We start from the raw sequence: 15,406 nt of genomic DNA, 5'->3' as shown, positions 1-15,406 counted from the left end.
TTTTGGAGGCAGGTGGGAAAAGTCACCCCGTGACCAATTGCTGACGACTTCTGGCAGGAGGGGCGGAATCGACCGCTCCGGACTTTGATCATGATGCGGGTTCCTGCCACAGTGCCCCGATCCGGGACCGGACGGCCCCGGTCGTACCTGTATGGGGGGAGTGGGCACTCGCATGTCCAACGCACGAAGAGCCGGCTCGAGACGGCGAGCTCCGGCCAGGCTGGCCGCAGGGGTTTCGGCGGTTCTGCTACTGGCGACTCCGTATGCGGCGGAGGCCGCGCCGTTGCCCGTGCCGGACGCTCCCACGACGCCGCGACCGTCGGCCGCGCCCGCGGCGTCCACCACGGGCGGCAGGCCTGCCGCTCCGTCAAACGTGCCCGCGCGTACGGTGATCGAGAAGGCCTGGGCGCTGGCGGCGAAGACCGGCAAGGACGTTCCGGTCACCGAGCTGACGACGGAGTTCGCGACGACGGTCGCCACCCCCGAGCGCAGACTGCGCACCGACAGCCACGTGTTGCCGCAGCGCACCAAGGACGACAAGGGCCGCTGGAAGGCCCTGGACGACACCCTGGCCGTCCGTGCCGACGGCACCGTCGCGCCCGGGGCCGCCAGCTCCGGCCTGGTCATCTCCGGCGGCGGCAGCGGCCCGCTGGCCACCATGACCACCGAGGACGGCAAGCGGCTGGCCGTCTCCTCGCCGTTCCCGGGGCCGCTCCCCAAGCCCGTGCTGAGGGGCAACGACGCGCTCTTCGAGAACGTGGCACCGGACACGGACCTCCAGGTGAGCGCCACCAAGTACGGCGGCTACACGACCGTCGTGGTCCTGCGCACCCCGGCCGCGGCCGCCGACCCGGCCGTGCGGAACCTGGCGTTCCCCACCGTCACGGACGGCCTGACCCTGGCGAAGGGCAAGGACGGCAGCCTCACCGCCGCAGCCGGCAAGAACACGGTCTTCCGCGCCCCGGCCCCGCTGATGTGGTCCGCCGGCGAGGCCCGCAAGCCCGCCGCCAAGCGCTCGCGCCACGCCGCCCTCGCCGCCCCCGGCGCGGTGGGCTCCACCGGCGGCAGGGCCGACCTGAGCAGCCCCGACGGCCCCGGGGCCGGAGCCACCGTGGCCCGCATCCCGGTGACCGGCGCGAAGGTCTCCGGTCCCGGCAAGGCCGCCACGGGTGAGATCGCCCTGGCGCCCGGTGCCGAGCTGCTCGACGGCGCCGACACCGCGTACCCGATCTACGTCGACCCCTCGTGGTCGGTGGACAGCCGCGGCAAGTCGCACCACGCCTGGGTCCAGCAGGCGTACGACACGGGCAACTACGACCGCACGGGCTCCTCCGACCGGGACAAGCCCGGAGTGGGCTACCAGGGCTGGGAGACCGACAAGGGCATCGAGCGCGCTCTCTACGAGTTCGACCTGAACGGCTACGCGGGCGCGACGGTCAACTACGCGAAGCTGCGCCTGGAGCAGTACCTCTCCGCCGACTGGTCGTGCACCACCAAGTACCCCGTGCACCTCTACCGCGCCGGAGCCTTCGGTTCCACGGTCAAGTGGAGCAACCACCAGATCCGTGAGTGGATCCAGAACCAGGACGTCGGCGGCAACGGCAACAGCGGTGACTGCTACGCCAACATCCCCGTCGAGTTCGACGTCACCAAGGCCCTGCGCGACGGCATCCGCGACACCGGCACCCCGCTCGCCTTCGCCCTGACCGGGCAGGAGGGCACGGGCGACAAGATAGCGTTCAAGCGGTTCGCGTACACCGCGGTGCTCAGTGCCGAGTACGACTTCCCGCCGCGTGTCCCCGAGAACCAGCGCACCGTTCCCGCCCCGCGCCGGGTGGTCGCGGGCGACACCCAGGCCTGCGGCGACGTGCCCGGCGAGCAGTTCGGCTGGATCACCAACCCGACGGTCACGATCGCGTCCAAGGTCTCCAGCCCGAACCAGGGCCAGCTCACCCAGTGGCTGAACATGTGGGAGCACAACACGGGCGCCACGGTGAACACGGGCTGGTCCGGCTTCGTGGCCACCGGCACCGACGCCACGTACACCGTGCCGCTCGGCGCGATCGAGGACGGTCACAACTACGGCTGGGCGGTCCACGGCGACGACGGCCTGCTGCGCGGCCCCTCCACCACCTCGTGCCACTTCGCGGTCGACCTGACCCCGCCGGTGCTGGAGTTCGGCCGCTTCACCGACCCGGCCACCCAGTTCCCGCCGGCCGGCAACGGCCAGATCACCGAGCTGCACCTCGGCGACACGGGCTCCCTCCCGATCACCGCCTCCGACCCGAGCCCGGGCACGGGCCTGCGCAGCTCCGGACTGGCCTGCGTCGAGTGGGGCTTCGACCCGCAGCTCACCGGTGCCCAGAAGCAGTGCGCGCCGGCCGGCAGCGCGCTCAGCGTCAGCTCGCTGAGCGTCAAGCCCACCCACTGGGGCACCAACATCGTCTACGCCCGGGTCCTGGACGAGGCGGGCAACTCCTCGCAGACCCAGTCGTACGCCTTCTACGTCCCGTGGAAGGACGGCGCGGTCGCCTTCGGTGACACCACCGGCGACGCCCGCTCCGACATCCTGCTCCCCGACACCGCGGGCAACCTCGTCACGCACGGCCGCGCCACCGACGGCACCGCCCGCAGCATGATCCCCAGCGGCACCGGCGCCACCGCGCTCCAGGCCCCGGAGGTCTCCTCCGGCCGGACCTGGAAGGACTACCGCACCGTCCACCGCGGCTCGCTCGACCCGGGCCGGAATGTGGACGACCTGTTCGTCCACCAGGAGTCGGCCACGCCCGGCGCCCTCGCCGGATCCCAGCTCTTCGTCTACGACAACACCCTCTCCGACCCGGGCCGCTTCACGCTCGGCACGAAGGACACGCTCGACAAGCCCAAGTGCGACACGGCGTACACCACCTCGTGCAGCGGCTACCACGACGAGGCGACCTGGCAGCACTCCAGCCAGATCACCCCGACCGGCCCGGCCCGCACCACGCGGACGCCCAGCCGGCAGGTGACGGACGCCACCGGCATGCTGGCCGTGGAGTCCGGCAACCTCTGGTTCTACCCGGTCAAGACCAACCAGACCCTGGCCCCGCCCACCCTGGTGGACGCGTCCGGCACCTGGGACGACAAGGACCTGATGGTCCCGGGCAATGCCCTGAACATCGGCACCGACACCGCGCCCGCGCTGTGGGTGCGGAACCGGACCAGCGGCGACATCTTCCAGTACAAGCTGACCACCGCCACCCGGGCGATGGACCAGTACGTGGTGGTCACGGGCCTGGCGGCACAGCCGACGACCCGCATCGGCTACGGGATCAAGGGCACGGACTACCCGCGGGTGGGTTCCGAAGGCGATGTGACCGGCGACGACATCCCGGACTTCTGGGCCGTGGGCACCGACGGCACCCTGCACGCCTGGGCGGGCAGCGCCACCGCCGGCGCGGTGAACAGCCTCGGCGGCTACCACGTCCGGGGTGACGCCCGGGCCCCGACGGTCCAGTGGCGCCTGGAGGGCGACGCCAAGGCCATCCCGGCCAAGAACGGCAGCGGCGTCAGCAACGACGCCACCGCCACGGCCGTCACCTACGCCACCGAGACCGTGGACGGCCGGTCCCGCAAGGTCGCGGTCTTCGACGACCTTGCGAAGTCGGTCGTCACCGGCCCGGCCAAGCCCGTCGACACCCGGCAGTCCTTCACCATCTCCACGTGGGCGAAGATGACCGCGCCCGACGGCGTGATCGTCAGCCAGGACACCGCCCACGCCAGCGCGTTCATGCTGTGGGCCGACTCGGGCCACTGGCGCTTCGCCATCGCGCGCGGTGACGACGACGGCTGGCCGTACGACTACAACTCCACCGTCACCCCGGCCAACACCTTCAAGCAGGGCGTCTGGACCCAGTTGACGGCCACGTACAACGCCACCACGGGCGCCATGAGCCTGTACGTGAACGGCACCCTGGCCTCGAGCGGGTACCACAAGGCGAGCACCAGCCCCGCCCCGAGCGGGTCCCTGGTCCTGGGCCGGTACAAGTACGTCAGCAAGCCCAGCAACTACCTCAAGGGCGCCATCGCGGGCCTGTCCGTCTACCAGGGCTACGTGCCGCCGGCGACGACCACGGACCTGCCGATTCGGTACGCCCCGTCGCCCGACTTTTGTGTGGACACGCCTCAGGGCGCCAACGGCAACGGCAACCAGCCGCAGCTGTGGGACTGCAACGGCTCCGACCCGCAGGGGTTCAGCGTCAACGCCAACGGCACCCTCACCCAGAAGGGGCAGTGTGTGGCGGCTCGCGGCAACCAGACCGCCCATGGCACCGACCTGATCTTCTGGCAGTGTCTGGGTGAGGGCGGCCAGCAGTGGCTGCCGCGCGCCGACGGCAGCATCTACAACCCGCAGTCGGACGCCTGCTTCGACCTGCCGCGGGCGAACCGCGACTGGGGCCAGAAGTTCATGATCTGGGCTTGCAACGGCACCCCGGCGCAGCGCTGGAGCATCCCGACACTGATGACGCCGGACCTGCCGGTCGCCCCGTAGCCACCGCACCACCGCTTCCGGCGCCGGCCGGCAGCCCCGTCCGGGCCATCGCTCAACCCCGCGCCAGGCGCAGCATTCTGGTCGGCTACGAGGCAGGGGAAGCGGTGGCCGCCTCGGCGAGGCGGGCGGCCGGGGGGCGACCGTCGGGTGGCGGAAGACGTCCCGGCCCTCAGCGCGCTCGCGACCGATGCTGACCAGTTGCCGACCTGGACCCCGATGACACGGCCCTGACCTGCGAGGATCTCCAACGCTAGCTGTTGGACTTGAACATGGTCCGAAACATGAAGAAACTCCCGAAGCCGTGCATCGCACCCGAAGGACACAGAGAGCCGCCGCATCGGGGGCTCCCCTCATTGGGCACCGAGCGCCCCGCTGACGCCTCGCAGCCAAGGCGTGGCGGACGCTACGAGATCGTTGACAATATACCTAGCGATCTATCGGACAATTTTGCTGACACTTGCCCTCCCGCCAGCTTCGGGCAGTTCCCGGTCGGCCGACTGCGTCCGGCGCGACCGCCACCGGCCCGGCGGGCGGCGGGCCCGCCCGTCCCGGACAGCGCCCACCTGGGAGCTCCGCGCCGAACGGCTCGGCCGGAGTCGTCGAGGAGTGCCCATCGGGCGCGGCGACAGTCCACGGGCACCGGGAACCGATGTGCCGGTCGCGGCCGACCACTCCTGGCCATTGTTTTGGGCGACAGAATCGTTGACGAAATCTCTGACATACTCCCAACCGCTGTTGACATGCACGACTCAATCCGACGCGGTCCTGCCCCACGCACCCGCGTCGCCCCCACATTGGAGTTCACGTTGTCACTGCGCCAGATCAGCCCTGCCCCGCGCCGGTCCACCCGGCGCCGGTACCTCACTGCGAGCGCACTCGCCGCCGTCGTGGTGACGACCTGCGTCTCCGGTGCGGCCGCCGGACCGCCGGCCGCTGCGCAGACCGCGCCGGCCGGCACGCACAGCACGGTGACCGCCGCAACGGCCCCGCAAGTACTCACCGCGGTCAACGCCTTCCTGGGAACCCTGAGTTCGTCGCAGAAGACGACGGTCCAGGCGACCCGGACCCAGGCCAACCTGTCGAAGTGGTCCAACCTGCCCGACGCCCTGTACAAGCGCGCGGGCCTGCGGATGGACGCGTTGACGTCCTCCCAGCAGACCGCGGTCCTGAACATCCTGCGGGCCGCGCTCAGTCCCACAGGCTTCGAGCAGGTCACCGGCATCACCTACGGCGACGGCGTCCTGAAGGCGCAAGGCGGCATCGACCTCGACTTCGGCGCGGACCACTACTGGATCCGCATCCTCGGCACACCGTCAGCCACCGGCAAGTGGACGATCCAGTACGGCGGCCACCACCTCGCCGTCAACATCACACTGTCGGGCGGCACCATGACACTGGGCCCGACCCTGTGGGGAGCGCAGCCCGCCTACTACACGAAGACCGGCGCGACCGTCGAACCGCTGGTGGGCGAGACCGACAAGGCATACACGGTCCTGCAGTCCCTGAACTCCACCCAGTTGGCCGCCGCCGTCCTGGACACACCGGTGAAGGAGATCGTCCTCGGCGCCGGCCAGGACGGGAAGACCCTCGCCTACGACGGCGTCAAGGCTTCCACCTTCACCGCCGCCCAGAAGACTCTGCTGCTCGGCCTCATCAGCGAGTGGATCACCCCGCTCAACGACGAACAGGCGGCCGCGAAGCTGACGGAGGCGCAGGCCGGTCTCGACCAGACGTACTTCGCCTGGTCCGGGTCCACGGCCGCCGACCAGCCGATCTACTACCGCGTCCAGAGCCCCGCCTTCACCATCGAGTTCGCCCACCAGCAGGGCTCGGGCGCAGCCGCGGGCGGCATCACCCACATCCACTCGATCTACCGCGAGAACGGCAACGACTACGGGGCCGAGGACTGACGGATGGCTCTTGCACGCCGCCTGGCCCGGTGGACGGCCGCAGCTCTGCTGGCCGCCGCCGGGTCCGGCCTCGCCGCCGCGCCCGCCGCGGCCCACCCCACCGACGAAGTGCTTCAACAGGCCTACCTGACGCCGACCGTCTCACGTCTTGAGGTACAACTCGACCTCACACCGGGTGTGTTGGTGGCTCCTTCTTTCGCCAAAGCCGCCGACACGGATGGCGACGGCGTACTCGGCCCGGCCGAGACGGCCGCCCACTTGCGCCATGTGACCCGGGCCCTCGTGGTCCGCGCGGACGGACAGGCCATCGCGTTGGAGGTGACGGGAAGTACCTATCCGCCCTACGAGCTGCTCGCGGCCGGCGGAGGCACAGTGAGCGTCGAGGCGGTGGCCGACCTGCCGTCCGGCACCCGAACGGTCACCTTCACAGACGCCTACGACCCCGGCACCCGTACGACCGTGCAGGAAAACGTGCTGATCGCGGCACACCGTCCGGTACGGCCCTCGGGCATCGAGCACGGGAACGGGGGACGCATGATCACGATGACGCTGTCCGGGCCGGCCGAGTCGCCGGTCCCGGCCGGTCCGGCCAAGGTGGCGGACTCCGGCGGGGGCACGATGCTCAGCGCCCTGCGCTCTCCCCTGTCATCGCCCTGGGCCCTGTTCGCCCTGCTCGGCACCTGCGCCCTGCTCGGAGCCTTCCACGCCCTCACCCCCGGCCACGGCAAGGCACTCCTCGCGTCCTATCTGGTCGGTGCCGACAGCACCCCACGTCAGGCGCTGATCCTCGGAGCGGTCATCACCTTCACGCACACGGCTTCCGTCATCGCACTCGGAACGGCGGTCCTGTTCGCAGGACGATTCGTCGTACCGGAGGTACTGGTGCCGGTACTCGAAGTGATCAGCGGGACAGTGGTGCTGATCCTTGGGATACGACTGCTGCAGCGCCGGTGGCGGCTGCGTACAGGCGACGCCCGCGCCGGCCACCACAGCCACAGCGGTAGCGGTAGCGGTAGCGGTAGCGGTAGCGGTAGCGGTAGCCACAGTCATGGGGGTGGCGGTGACCGCGCGACCCACCACCATCACCCGCCCGCGACCCCCATCATGCCCGCGACCGTTCGCGGCATCGCAACCATGGGTGTTTCCGGCGGAGTCATCCCGTGTCCCGAGGCGTTGAGCGTCCTTCTGCTGGCCATCGGCCTGGGCCGCACAGCCCTGGGCCTGACCATGATCGTCTGCTTCAGCGTGGGTTTGGCCGGTGTCCTTGTCGGACTGGGGCTGATCCTGGTGAGCGCCCGAACCAAGCTGGAGCGCTTCCAGCGTTCCGGCGAGAGCCCCCTCGTCAAGTGGCTTCCGATCGTCTCCGCGGCCGTGGTCACCATCCTCGGCTCGACCCTCGCGGCCGGCGGGGCAACGGCGCTCGCCGGGGCAAGGTGATGCCGACCACTACCCCAGGTCTGCCGCACGATCGCACCGCGGCAATCCCTGACTGCCGAACGCCCCTGCCGCCGGAAGGTTGTGGACGGGTGAGGCAGGTCTCGGTCGAAGGTTCTTGAACAGGTGAGGGCCTTTCGAGTTCGGCGTGGATGACGATGTCTACACCGGCCGAAAGGCCCTCGTGCCCCGCCGTATGCACCCTTGACGGAGACAGGACGCCCGCGTCTGGCCCGCTGCGTCGTCGGGGGCGCGGGTGACCGACACCGCGAGCAGCAGGCCGAGGGTGTCGGTCAGCTGGGTGAACACCTCGCCCTTCTGCCGCTTCGCGAAGTAGCCGTAGCCCCTTTCCCAGGGCGGGAAGTCGTACGGGAGGCAGCGCCATTGCACCCCGGTCCGGTCCACGTAGAAAATCGTCCATGATCTCGCGCAGGTCGCGCCCGGGCGGCCGCCCGATGTTCAGGGCGTGACGCCACCGCTCGGCCCGCCAGGCGGCCGGCACCGGCTCGATCAGCACCTGGACCACCTGCTCGGCCTGCTCGTTCTCCACGGCGGTGTCCGTCATCAGACGCGTCTCCTTGATCTTCAGATCCGCCGTTGATCAGACGAGCGCCGGTGTGGGAGCGGGCAGGTAGGGGGTGATGTTGCGCCAGGCGCGCTCGATGTACTCCTCCTTCTCGCCGACCGGGGCGACGTAGTGCAGCGCGCTTTCGGCGGCGTCGTGGCCGTCAAGGCGGGCGATGATCCAGGCGGCGAGGTAGTGCGAGGCCAGGCAGCCGCCGGCGGTGGCGATGTTGTCCTTGGCGTAGAAGGGCTGATTGAGCACCTCGACGCCGGCGGCGACGACCCAGGGTTTGGTGATCAGGTCGGTGCAGGCGGGGATGTCGCCCAGCAGGCCGAGTCTGGCCAGCACGAGCGCGCCGGAGCACTGGGCCGCGACGAGCTGGCGCGAGGGGTCCAGTCGGCGCAGGATGTTCATGATCGCCGGGTCTTCGACGACCTCGCGGGTGGCGATACTGCTCCCGACGATGACGGCGTCAGCGGCGCACGCCTCCTCAAGGGTGGACATCCGCTCGATGACCACCCCATTCATCGATGTCACCTTGGGGCTGGGGGTGGCGATGGTGACGCGCCAGTCGTCGGTCTTGACGCGGTTGAGCACACCGAGCGCGATCAGGGAGTCGAGCTCGTTGTAGCCCTCGAAGGTGAGGATGGCGATGTGCGGCACGGCGGCTGTCCTTCCGGGTCGGTGGGCGGGTCTTGACGGTAAGGACCCACGAACAGGACAGTCAAAGAATTGTCATGCATACAATTCGGTGCATGGCAGCCTCGCGGTACAAAACGCTGGTCGACGCGCTCGCATCCGACATCCGGACCGGGCGACTCGCCGCGGGAGTGCGGCTGCCGACCCACCGCGGACTCGCCGCCCGTGAGGGCATCGCCGTGGTGACCGCGACCCGGGTGTACGCCGAGCTCGAAACGATGGGGCTGGTCAGCCGGGAACAGGGCCGCGGCACGTTCGTGCGCGACATCGCGGTTCCCGCCGGTCACGGCATCGATCAGCAGGTCGTCGCCACGGACGCGGTCGACCTCAACTTCAACTACCCGTCGCTGCCCGGGCAGGCCGATCTCCTCCGGCAGGCTCTGCGAGAGGTGGCCACCTCCGGCGATCTCGACACGCTGCTGCGCTACCAACCGCATCGAGGGCGTCCCCAGGACAGAGCCTCGATCGCACGGCACCTGAGGCGTCGAGGCATCACCACGGACGCGGATCGGATCCTCATCACCAACGGTGCGCAGCACGGCCTGGCCGTCACCGTCATGGCCACGCTCAACGCCGGCGACGTCGTCGCGGTCGATGCCCTCACCTACCCGGGCTTCAAGGTGCTCGCACATGCCTTTCATCTCGACCTGGCACCCATCCCCGCAACCCCCGACGGGCCGGATCTCGACGTCCTGGAGAAGCTGTGCGCGACCCGCCCGGTGCGCGCGATCTACACCATGCCCACCCTGCACAACCCGCTGGGCTGGGTCATGCCGGCAACCGGCCGAACCCGTCTGGTCAAGATCGCCCGACGGCACGGTGCGCTCATCATCGAAGACGCCTCCTACGCCTACCTGGCCGAGGACCCGCCACCGCCTCTGGCAGCAACCGCGCCGGACATCACCGTCTACGTCTCGGGCCTGTCCAAGAGCGTCGCCACCGGCCTCCGGGTCGGCTTCGCCGCCGCCCCGCCGTCCGCGGTGCCCTCGCTCGAACGCGCGATCCGGGCGACCACCTGGAACACCCCCGCCCTCACCACCGCCATCGCCTGCCGCTGGCTCGACGACGGCACGGTGGACCGCCTGGAAGCGCAGAAGCGAGACGACGCCAAGGCCCGCCAGGCAATCGCCGGACAGGAGTTGGCAGGCCTACCGTTCGTCAGCCACCCCTCGTCCTACTTCACCTGGCTGCCGCTGCCCGACGACGCACGCGCCGACCGCCTGACCGCCACCCTCGCGCGTCAGCACATCTCGGTATCCACAGCCGAACCGTTCACCACCTCGATGCACACACCCCAGGCGATTCGCCTCGCTCTGGGCTCGACCGACCTGGACAGCCTCCGGTCGACACTGCGCACAGTGCGCCGCGTCGCCGTCGAGGACGCCTACGCCTGAACTCCCTTCGAACAGCGGATTCCTGCCCATAGGTGTCTGCGTGCGAGGCGACCCGAGACCGATGAGGAATGCGCGGCTTTCAGGCTGGTGACCGTTCGCGAGGTTCACAGGCAGTGCACACCCCCGGTCGGCACGATGGTCGGGTCGTCGAGGATCCGGTCCCGACCTGCCTGGACGGCTCCGTGGAGTGTGGCGTCGGCGCCGAGGACACCGACGGACACGGTGAGCCCCACTCCGGGGATCCCGGTGCGGCGTCCGGTGAGGCGGGCGTCGATGCCGGGGGTCAGCCAGGGCGCCCATTCGGCGAGATAGCCGCCGAGGACGGCCTCGCCGGCGTCTGTGGCGCCGGCGACGGCCAGGAGTGCGGCGCCCAGGGCGTGGCCGGCGTGATCGAGCGCCGCGAGCGCCCGAGGATCCCCGGCCCGGAGGCGGCGGCCGAGTTCGGCGCGGTCGTCGCCGGGCCGCTGTCCCGGGGCCAGGGGCCCCATACCCGCAGCAGTGATCAGGGCCCTGAGGCTGAGATAGGTGTCCAGGCAACCGCGTGAACCGCACAGGCAATACCGGCCTTCGAAGGACACCGGGACATGGCCGATCTCGCCGGCCATGCCATGGCTGCCCTGATGGACCCGGCCCCCTATGAGCAGTCCGCCGCTGACTCCGATCTCGCCCTTGACGTAGACGACGGTGTCGGGCCGGCTGACGCCGGCGGCGGCCAAGGCGTGGTACTCGGCCAGCGCGGCCACGTTCGCCTCGTTGACGACCTCGACCGGACAGCCCAGGTCGGGCAGGTGCCCGGCGACAAGTCCCGCCAGATCTGTCACGCCCCACCCGAAGCCGATGGCCGCCCCGACCACACCCGCGATCACCGGTCCGGGCACAGCGACGACGACCCTCCCCACGTAGGCACCCTGGGCCCGGGCGACAGCACGCCCGACGGCGCGGGCGATCGTCTCGGCCACGGGTCCGGGCTTCCGCCCGGCCTTCCACCCGGGCATCGGCCCACCGGCCGGCCCGGTTCGCGGCCCGACGCCCGGTTCGCCCGGCGGGCCATCCGCCGGCCCGGGAATCCCCGCCGCACCCCGTTCCCGCCCCGGAGCCCCCAGCGGCACGTCATGCGCCACCCGCTCCGCGTGCACGACCGCACCCGCAAGATCCGCGGCCCACACATCGACGTACTCCCACGACACCTGGACGGCCACCGTCCACACCCGCCCGGGGACCAGCCGCAGCAACCGTCTCGGCCGTCCCCGCCCGCCCGAGGCCGCGGCGCCCGCCTCCTCCACCAGCCCCCGCTCGAGGAGATCCGCGACCAGCGCCGTCACCGAGGCGTGTACCAGCCCCGTGGCGGCGGCGATCTCGGTGCGCGCGCAGGGGCCGTACGCCTCGATGTGGCGGAGCACGAGGGACAGGTTGGTGCGGCGCACGTCCGCGGAGTCGGCTGGGCTGGTCACACAGCCGATTGTCCCCGACCCGTCTGGTAGCGTTGAACTATATTTTTCACAGGTTGAAAAATATACCTGAGGGTTCCCTGAGAAGTCGACGAAATTGTTGACGATCCATGCGAAACATCACTAGCTTCGCGAATGCCTACACAACAGGCAAGCGATGAGTCACGTGATGAGGAGAGCGACCATGGAGCGCAGGGCAGTCAAACGAAGGACCGTCGTCATCGGGATCGGCGCGGCCGCGGGCGTCGCGGCGGCCGGTGGCATCGCGCTGACGGCTCAGGCGTCCGGCGACAAGAAGGACTCCGCAACGTCCTCCGGCGCCCTCGTCTTCGACAAGGACGACTACACCGAGGTGACGGAGACGATCGCTGACGCGGCCGGCACCGAGCACTCGGTGACCTACCACTTCTACAAGCCGCGCGACTACGTCACCAACCCGAGCGACGACAAGCACCAGAGCCTGGTCGTCAGCGTCCCCGTCAAGATCGACGGCACGGCGGTCGACGCCTCCAGGGCTCCGATCGTGCTGGCGAACGCGGTGGGCGCCTACATGCCGTCCAGCGTCGCGACGGCCACGGGCGTGGGCCAGGCCGCGCTGGAGATGGGCTCCCTGGGCGGCGGCGCCGGCGGAATGCCGTCCGGGATGCCGTCCGGAATGCCGTCCGGGATGCCCGGCGGTTCGGCGCCAGGCGGCCCGGGGCCGGGTGCCGGCGGCACGGGTGCCGTCAACGGAATGGTCAACCTCGCGAAGCTGGCCCTGGTGGCGGGCTACGTCGCCGTGGAACCCGGCACGCGTGGCCGCAGCCTCACGAACTCCGACGGTACCTACTACGGCACCGCCCCGGCGGTCATCGTGGACCTGAAGGCCGCGGTGCGATACGTGAAGTCCAACAAGGGCCGCATCCCGGGCGACACCGACCGGATCGTCTCCACCGGCACCAGCGCCGGCGGCGCCGTCTCCGCCCTGTTGGGCGCGTCCGGCGACAGCGAAATCTACGACAAGTACCTGAAGGAGGCCGGCGCGGCCGACGCCTCCGACGCGGTCTTCGCGACCGGCGCCTGGTGCCCGATCACGGACCTGGAGCACGCCGACGGCGCCTACGAGTGGAACTGGGGCACCAACGTCACCCAGTCCACCGGCAAGGCCGTCGACCAGGCGGTGTCCAAGGAGCTGCAGTCCCAGTTCGCCGAGTACCAGGCCGGATTGAAGCTGCGCGGCCTCAACGGGTACGGCGCCCTCACCGCCCGCAACTACGACGACTACCTGCTCAAGACCTACCTCCAGGCGTCCGCCACCACGTACCTCGCCGCGCTGTCGGACGCGGACCGCGAGACGTACCTGGCCAAGAACACCTTCATCACGTGGTCCGGCGGCAAGGCGACCTTCACCTGGGAGGACTACCTCGCCCATGTCGGCGCCCGGAAGAAGACCACCCCGGCCTTCGACGCCTTCGACCTGTCCGCGGGCGAGAACAACGAGTTCGGCACCGGTACGACCGAGTCCCGCCACTTCACCGCGTACAGCACGAAGAACGACAGCACGGGCCTCGGCGCCAAGCGGGTCGCGAGTGACATTCCCGAACTGCTGAAACTCATGAACCCGATGTACCACCTGCTGGAGAAGCACAACCCGAACCGGTCGAAGCACTGGTGGATCCGCCTGGGCACCAACGACACCGACACCTCGCACGTCATCTCCGCCAACCTCGCCGCAGCCGTGGACAACCTCGGCGACGACCTCAACCACTCCTTCTACTGGGACCAGGGCCACGCCACCAACGTCGATCCCGGCGACTTCGTCAAGTGGGTCGCCAAGGTCACCGGCTACAAGAAGTAGCCCGCCAGGAGCAGCTCTCCATCCCCTGTGGCACACACGGCGTCCGACTCGTCGGTTCGCCCCCAGGGTGCGGACCCACCGCGGCGCCGAGTCTGTCCGCACCAGCCGGGCCGGCTCGGCGCCCGGTATCCCCGCGTCCACCGGACCCGCGACAACGACACCAAGGCGCACGGCACACGGCACACGGCACACGGCACACGGCGAGTACCGCACCAAGAACCTGATCCTCGCCGAGTACGACCGCATGGCCGCCGTCGGCCTGACCCTGGAGAACCCATTCGTCGAGGGCGAGTCCGGTACCTACCGCTCCACCCTCACGCCACCCCTGGCCACGGCCCCGGACACAGCGCCTGACAGTCGGAACCTGGCCCCTGCAAGGGACTCAGCGGGCCCAGCCACCGTGCCTGGGCCCGCACTTCAGGAGTTAGGCGTCACATGAACCCGTACAACACCCCGACCCCAGCCCCGTCCCGCCCCTGGTGGAAGACCACCCCCGCCATGCTCGGCCTGCTCGCGCCGGTCGCCCTGCTCAGTGCGTTCAGTGTCGCCCTGGGCTTCCTCGTGATGATCGCCGCCGTGGTGGCCGTGTGGGTGCTGTCACCGTGGCGCTGGTTCGTGAGGACCGGCGCGACGTTCGGCGCCCTGCTGCTCCTGACGGTCGGCGCGGGCCTGGGTGGACAGCTCGACGACAGCGGGACAGGCAAGGCCGATGCCAAGACGGGCGACGAGGTCCGCGCGAGCGGCACGGCCGTCTCCGCGTCACCGAGCGCGTCCAGGCCCGCCAAGGCCGCTGACTACACCGGCCGGCCGCTGGACGAGGCGGAGGAGGACGCGCGCTCCGCCGGCTACACCGCCACCCACCATGACGCGGCTGACGAGAGTCGCACGATCATCCTGCGGTCCGGATGGATGGTGTGCTTCCAGAAGACCGCCACGGCCGCGAACACCATCGACTTCGCGGCCGTCAGGAGCTCGGAGCCGTGCCCCGAGAAGGACGGCGGCCCGCTCCCCTGGCCGAAGATGCCAGATGTCGTCGGCGCCACCTACGACAAGGCCGTCGAGGAACTGAAGCAGGCCGGTGTCGACCTCGACCGCGTCACGCTCGACGACGTCTACCTCGACGTCGACACTCCGACCGCCACAGAAGCCGCGGAGGACGGCGACGACTGGCGAGTGTGTTTCCAATCCCCGGACAAGGGAACCAAGGTCGACTCCGCCACCACCGTCCGCCTCGATCTGGGCCGGTGGACCGACGCCGACCTCGTGCGGCATTGCCCGTCGGAGAAGGACGCGACCTACAAGATCCCGGCCAACGACCCCGACCACGGCGGCAACAGCGACAGCGGCACGGACCGCGACAGCAGCGCCCCGCACCGCGACTCCTCGTCCTCCTCCGGCGGCTCGACCGGCGGCGGCACGAGCGTGGGCACGGTCCACCCCGGCTCGTTCTGCTCCCCTCCCGGAGCGACCGGCGTCAGCCGGGCAGGGACCCCCATGGTCTGCGGTCCCGGGTCCGACGGCCGCAACCGCTGGCACAGTGCCTGATCAACCGCCCAAAACCTGCTCATCAGCTCCGGGTCCTGCCCGG

General features: G+C 70.2%; 9 protein-coding genes. 6 read left to right on the top strand and 3 right to left on the bottom strand.

The window, feature by feature from the left end:
* Positions 1–373 precede the first annotated feature (373 nt).
* From OG410_RS35995 to OG410_RS35985, 3 genes are all read left to right on the top strand, one after another.
* A complete protein-coding gene (locus tag OG410_RS35995; RefSeq protein ID WP_329302965.1) occupies positions 374–4,531 on the top strand; it encodes a ricin-type beta-trefoil lectin domain protein in 4,158 nt (1,385 codons plus the stop codon).
* An 806-nt stretch (positions 4,532–5,337) separates the two neighbouring features.
* Positions 5,338–6,441: a DUF3500 domain-containing protein gene (locus OG410_RS35990; RefSeq protein ID WP_329302964.1), complete on the top strand. Its 1,104-nt coding sequence runs from the start codon at positions 5,338–5,340 to the stop codon at positions 6,439–6,441.
* Positions 6,442–6,444: 3 nt separating this feature from the next.
* A complete protein-coding gene (locus OG410_RS35985; RefSeq protein ID WP_329302963.1) occupies positions 6,445–7,878 on the top strand; it encodes a nickel/cobalt transporter in 1,434 nt (477 codons plus the stop codon).
* Positions 7,879–8,037: 159 nt separating this feature from the next.
* Here the strand turns inward: OG410_RS35985 and OG410_RS42715 are convergent, their stop codons facing one another.
* On the bottom strand, positions 8,038–8,280 hold the full coding sequence (locus OG410_RS42715; protein ID WP_443063839.1) for a hypothetical protein: 243 nt from the start codon (positions 8,278–8,280) through the stop codon (positions 8,038–8,040).
* A 196-nt stretch (positions 8,281–8,476) separates the two neighbouring features.
* Positions 8,477–9,103, bottom strand: coding sequence for a DJ-1/PfpI family protein (locus OG410_RS35975; protein ID WP_329302962.1), 627 nt, complete (start codon positions 9,101–9,103; stop codon positions 8,477–8,479).
* Between the two features lie 92 nt (positions 9,104–9,195).
* On the opposite strand from OG410_RS35975, the gene OG410_RS35970 reads away from it, so the two are divergent.
* On the top strand, positions 9,196–10,533 hold the full coding sequence (locus OG410_RS35970; protein ID WP_329302961.1) for an aminotransferase-like domain-containing protein: 1,338 nt from the start codon (positions 9,196–9,198) through the stop codon (positions 10,531–10,533).
* Positions 10,534–10,637: 104 nt separating this feature from the next.
* On the opposite strand, the gene OG410_RS35965 is transcribed toward OG410_RS35970, so the two are convergent.
* Positions 10,638–11,984: an ROK family transcriptional regulator gene (locus OG410_RS35965; RefSeq protein WP_329302960.1), complete on the bottom strand. Its 1,347-nt coding sequence runs from the start codon at positions 11,982–11,984 to the stop codon at positions 10,638–10,640.
* A gap of 181 nt (positions 11,985–12,165) precedes the next feature.
* Between OG410_RS35965 and OG410_RS35960 the strand changes: the two genes are divergently transcribed.
* Positions 12,166–13,818: a subtype B tannase gene (locus OG410_RS35960; protein WP_329302959.1), complete on the top strand. Its 1,653-nt coding sequence runs from the start codon at positions 12,166–12,168 to the stop codon at positions 13,816–13,818.
* Positions 13,819–14,253: 435 nt separating this feature from the next.
* Positions 14,254–15,363: a Stk1 family PASTA domain-containing Ser/Thr kinase gene (locus tag OG410_RS35955; RefSeq protein ID WP_329302958.1), complete on the top strand. Its 1,110-nt coding sequence runs from the start codon at positions 14,254–14,256 to the stop codon at positions 15,361–15,363.
* Positions 15,364–15,406 lie beyond the last annotated feature (43 nt).

The sequence above is a fragment of the Streptomyces sp. NBC_00659 genome (assembly GCF_036226925.1).
GTDB lineage: Bacteria > Actinomycetota > Actinomycetes > Streptomycetales > Streptomycetaceae > Streptomyces.
The sequence above is the reverse complement of the archived record's forward strand: the minus strand, read 5'-3'. Positions and strand labels throughout refer to the sequence as shown.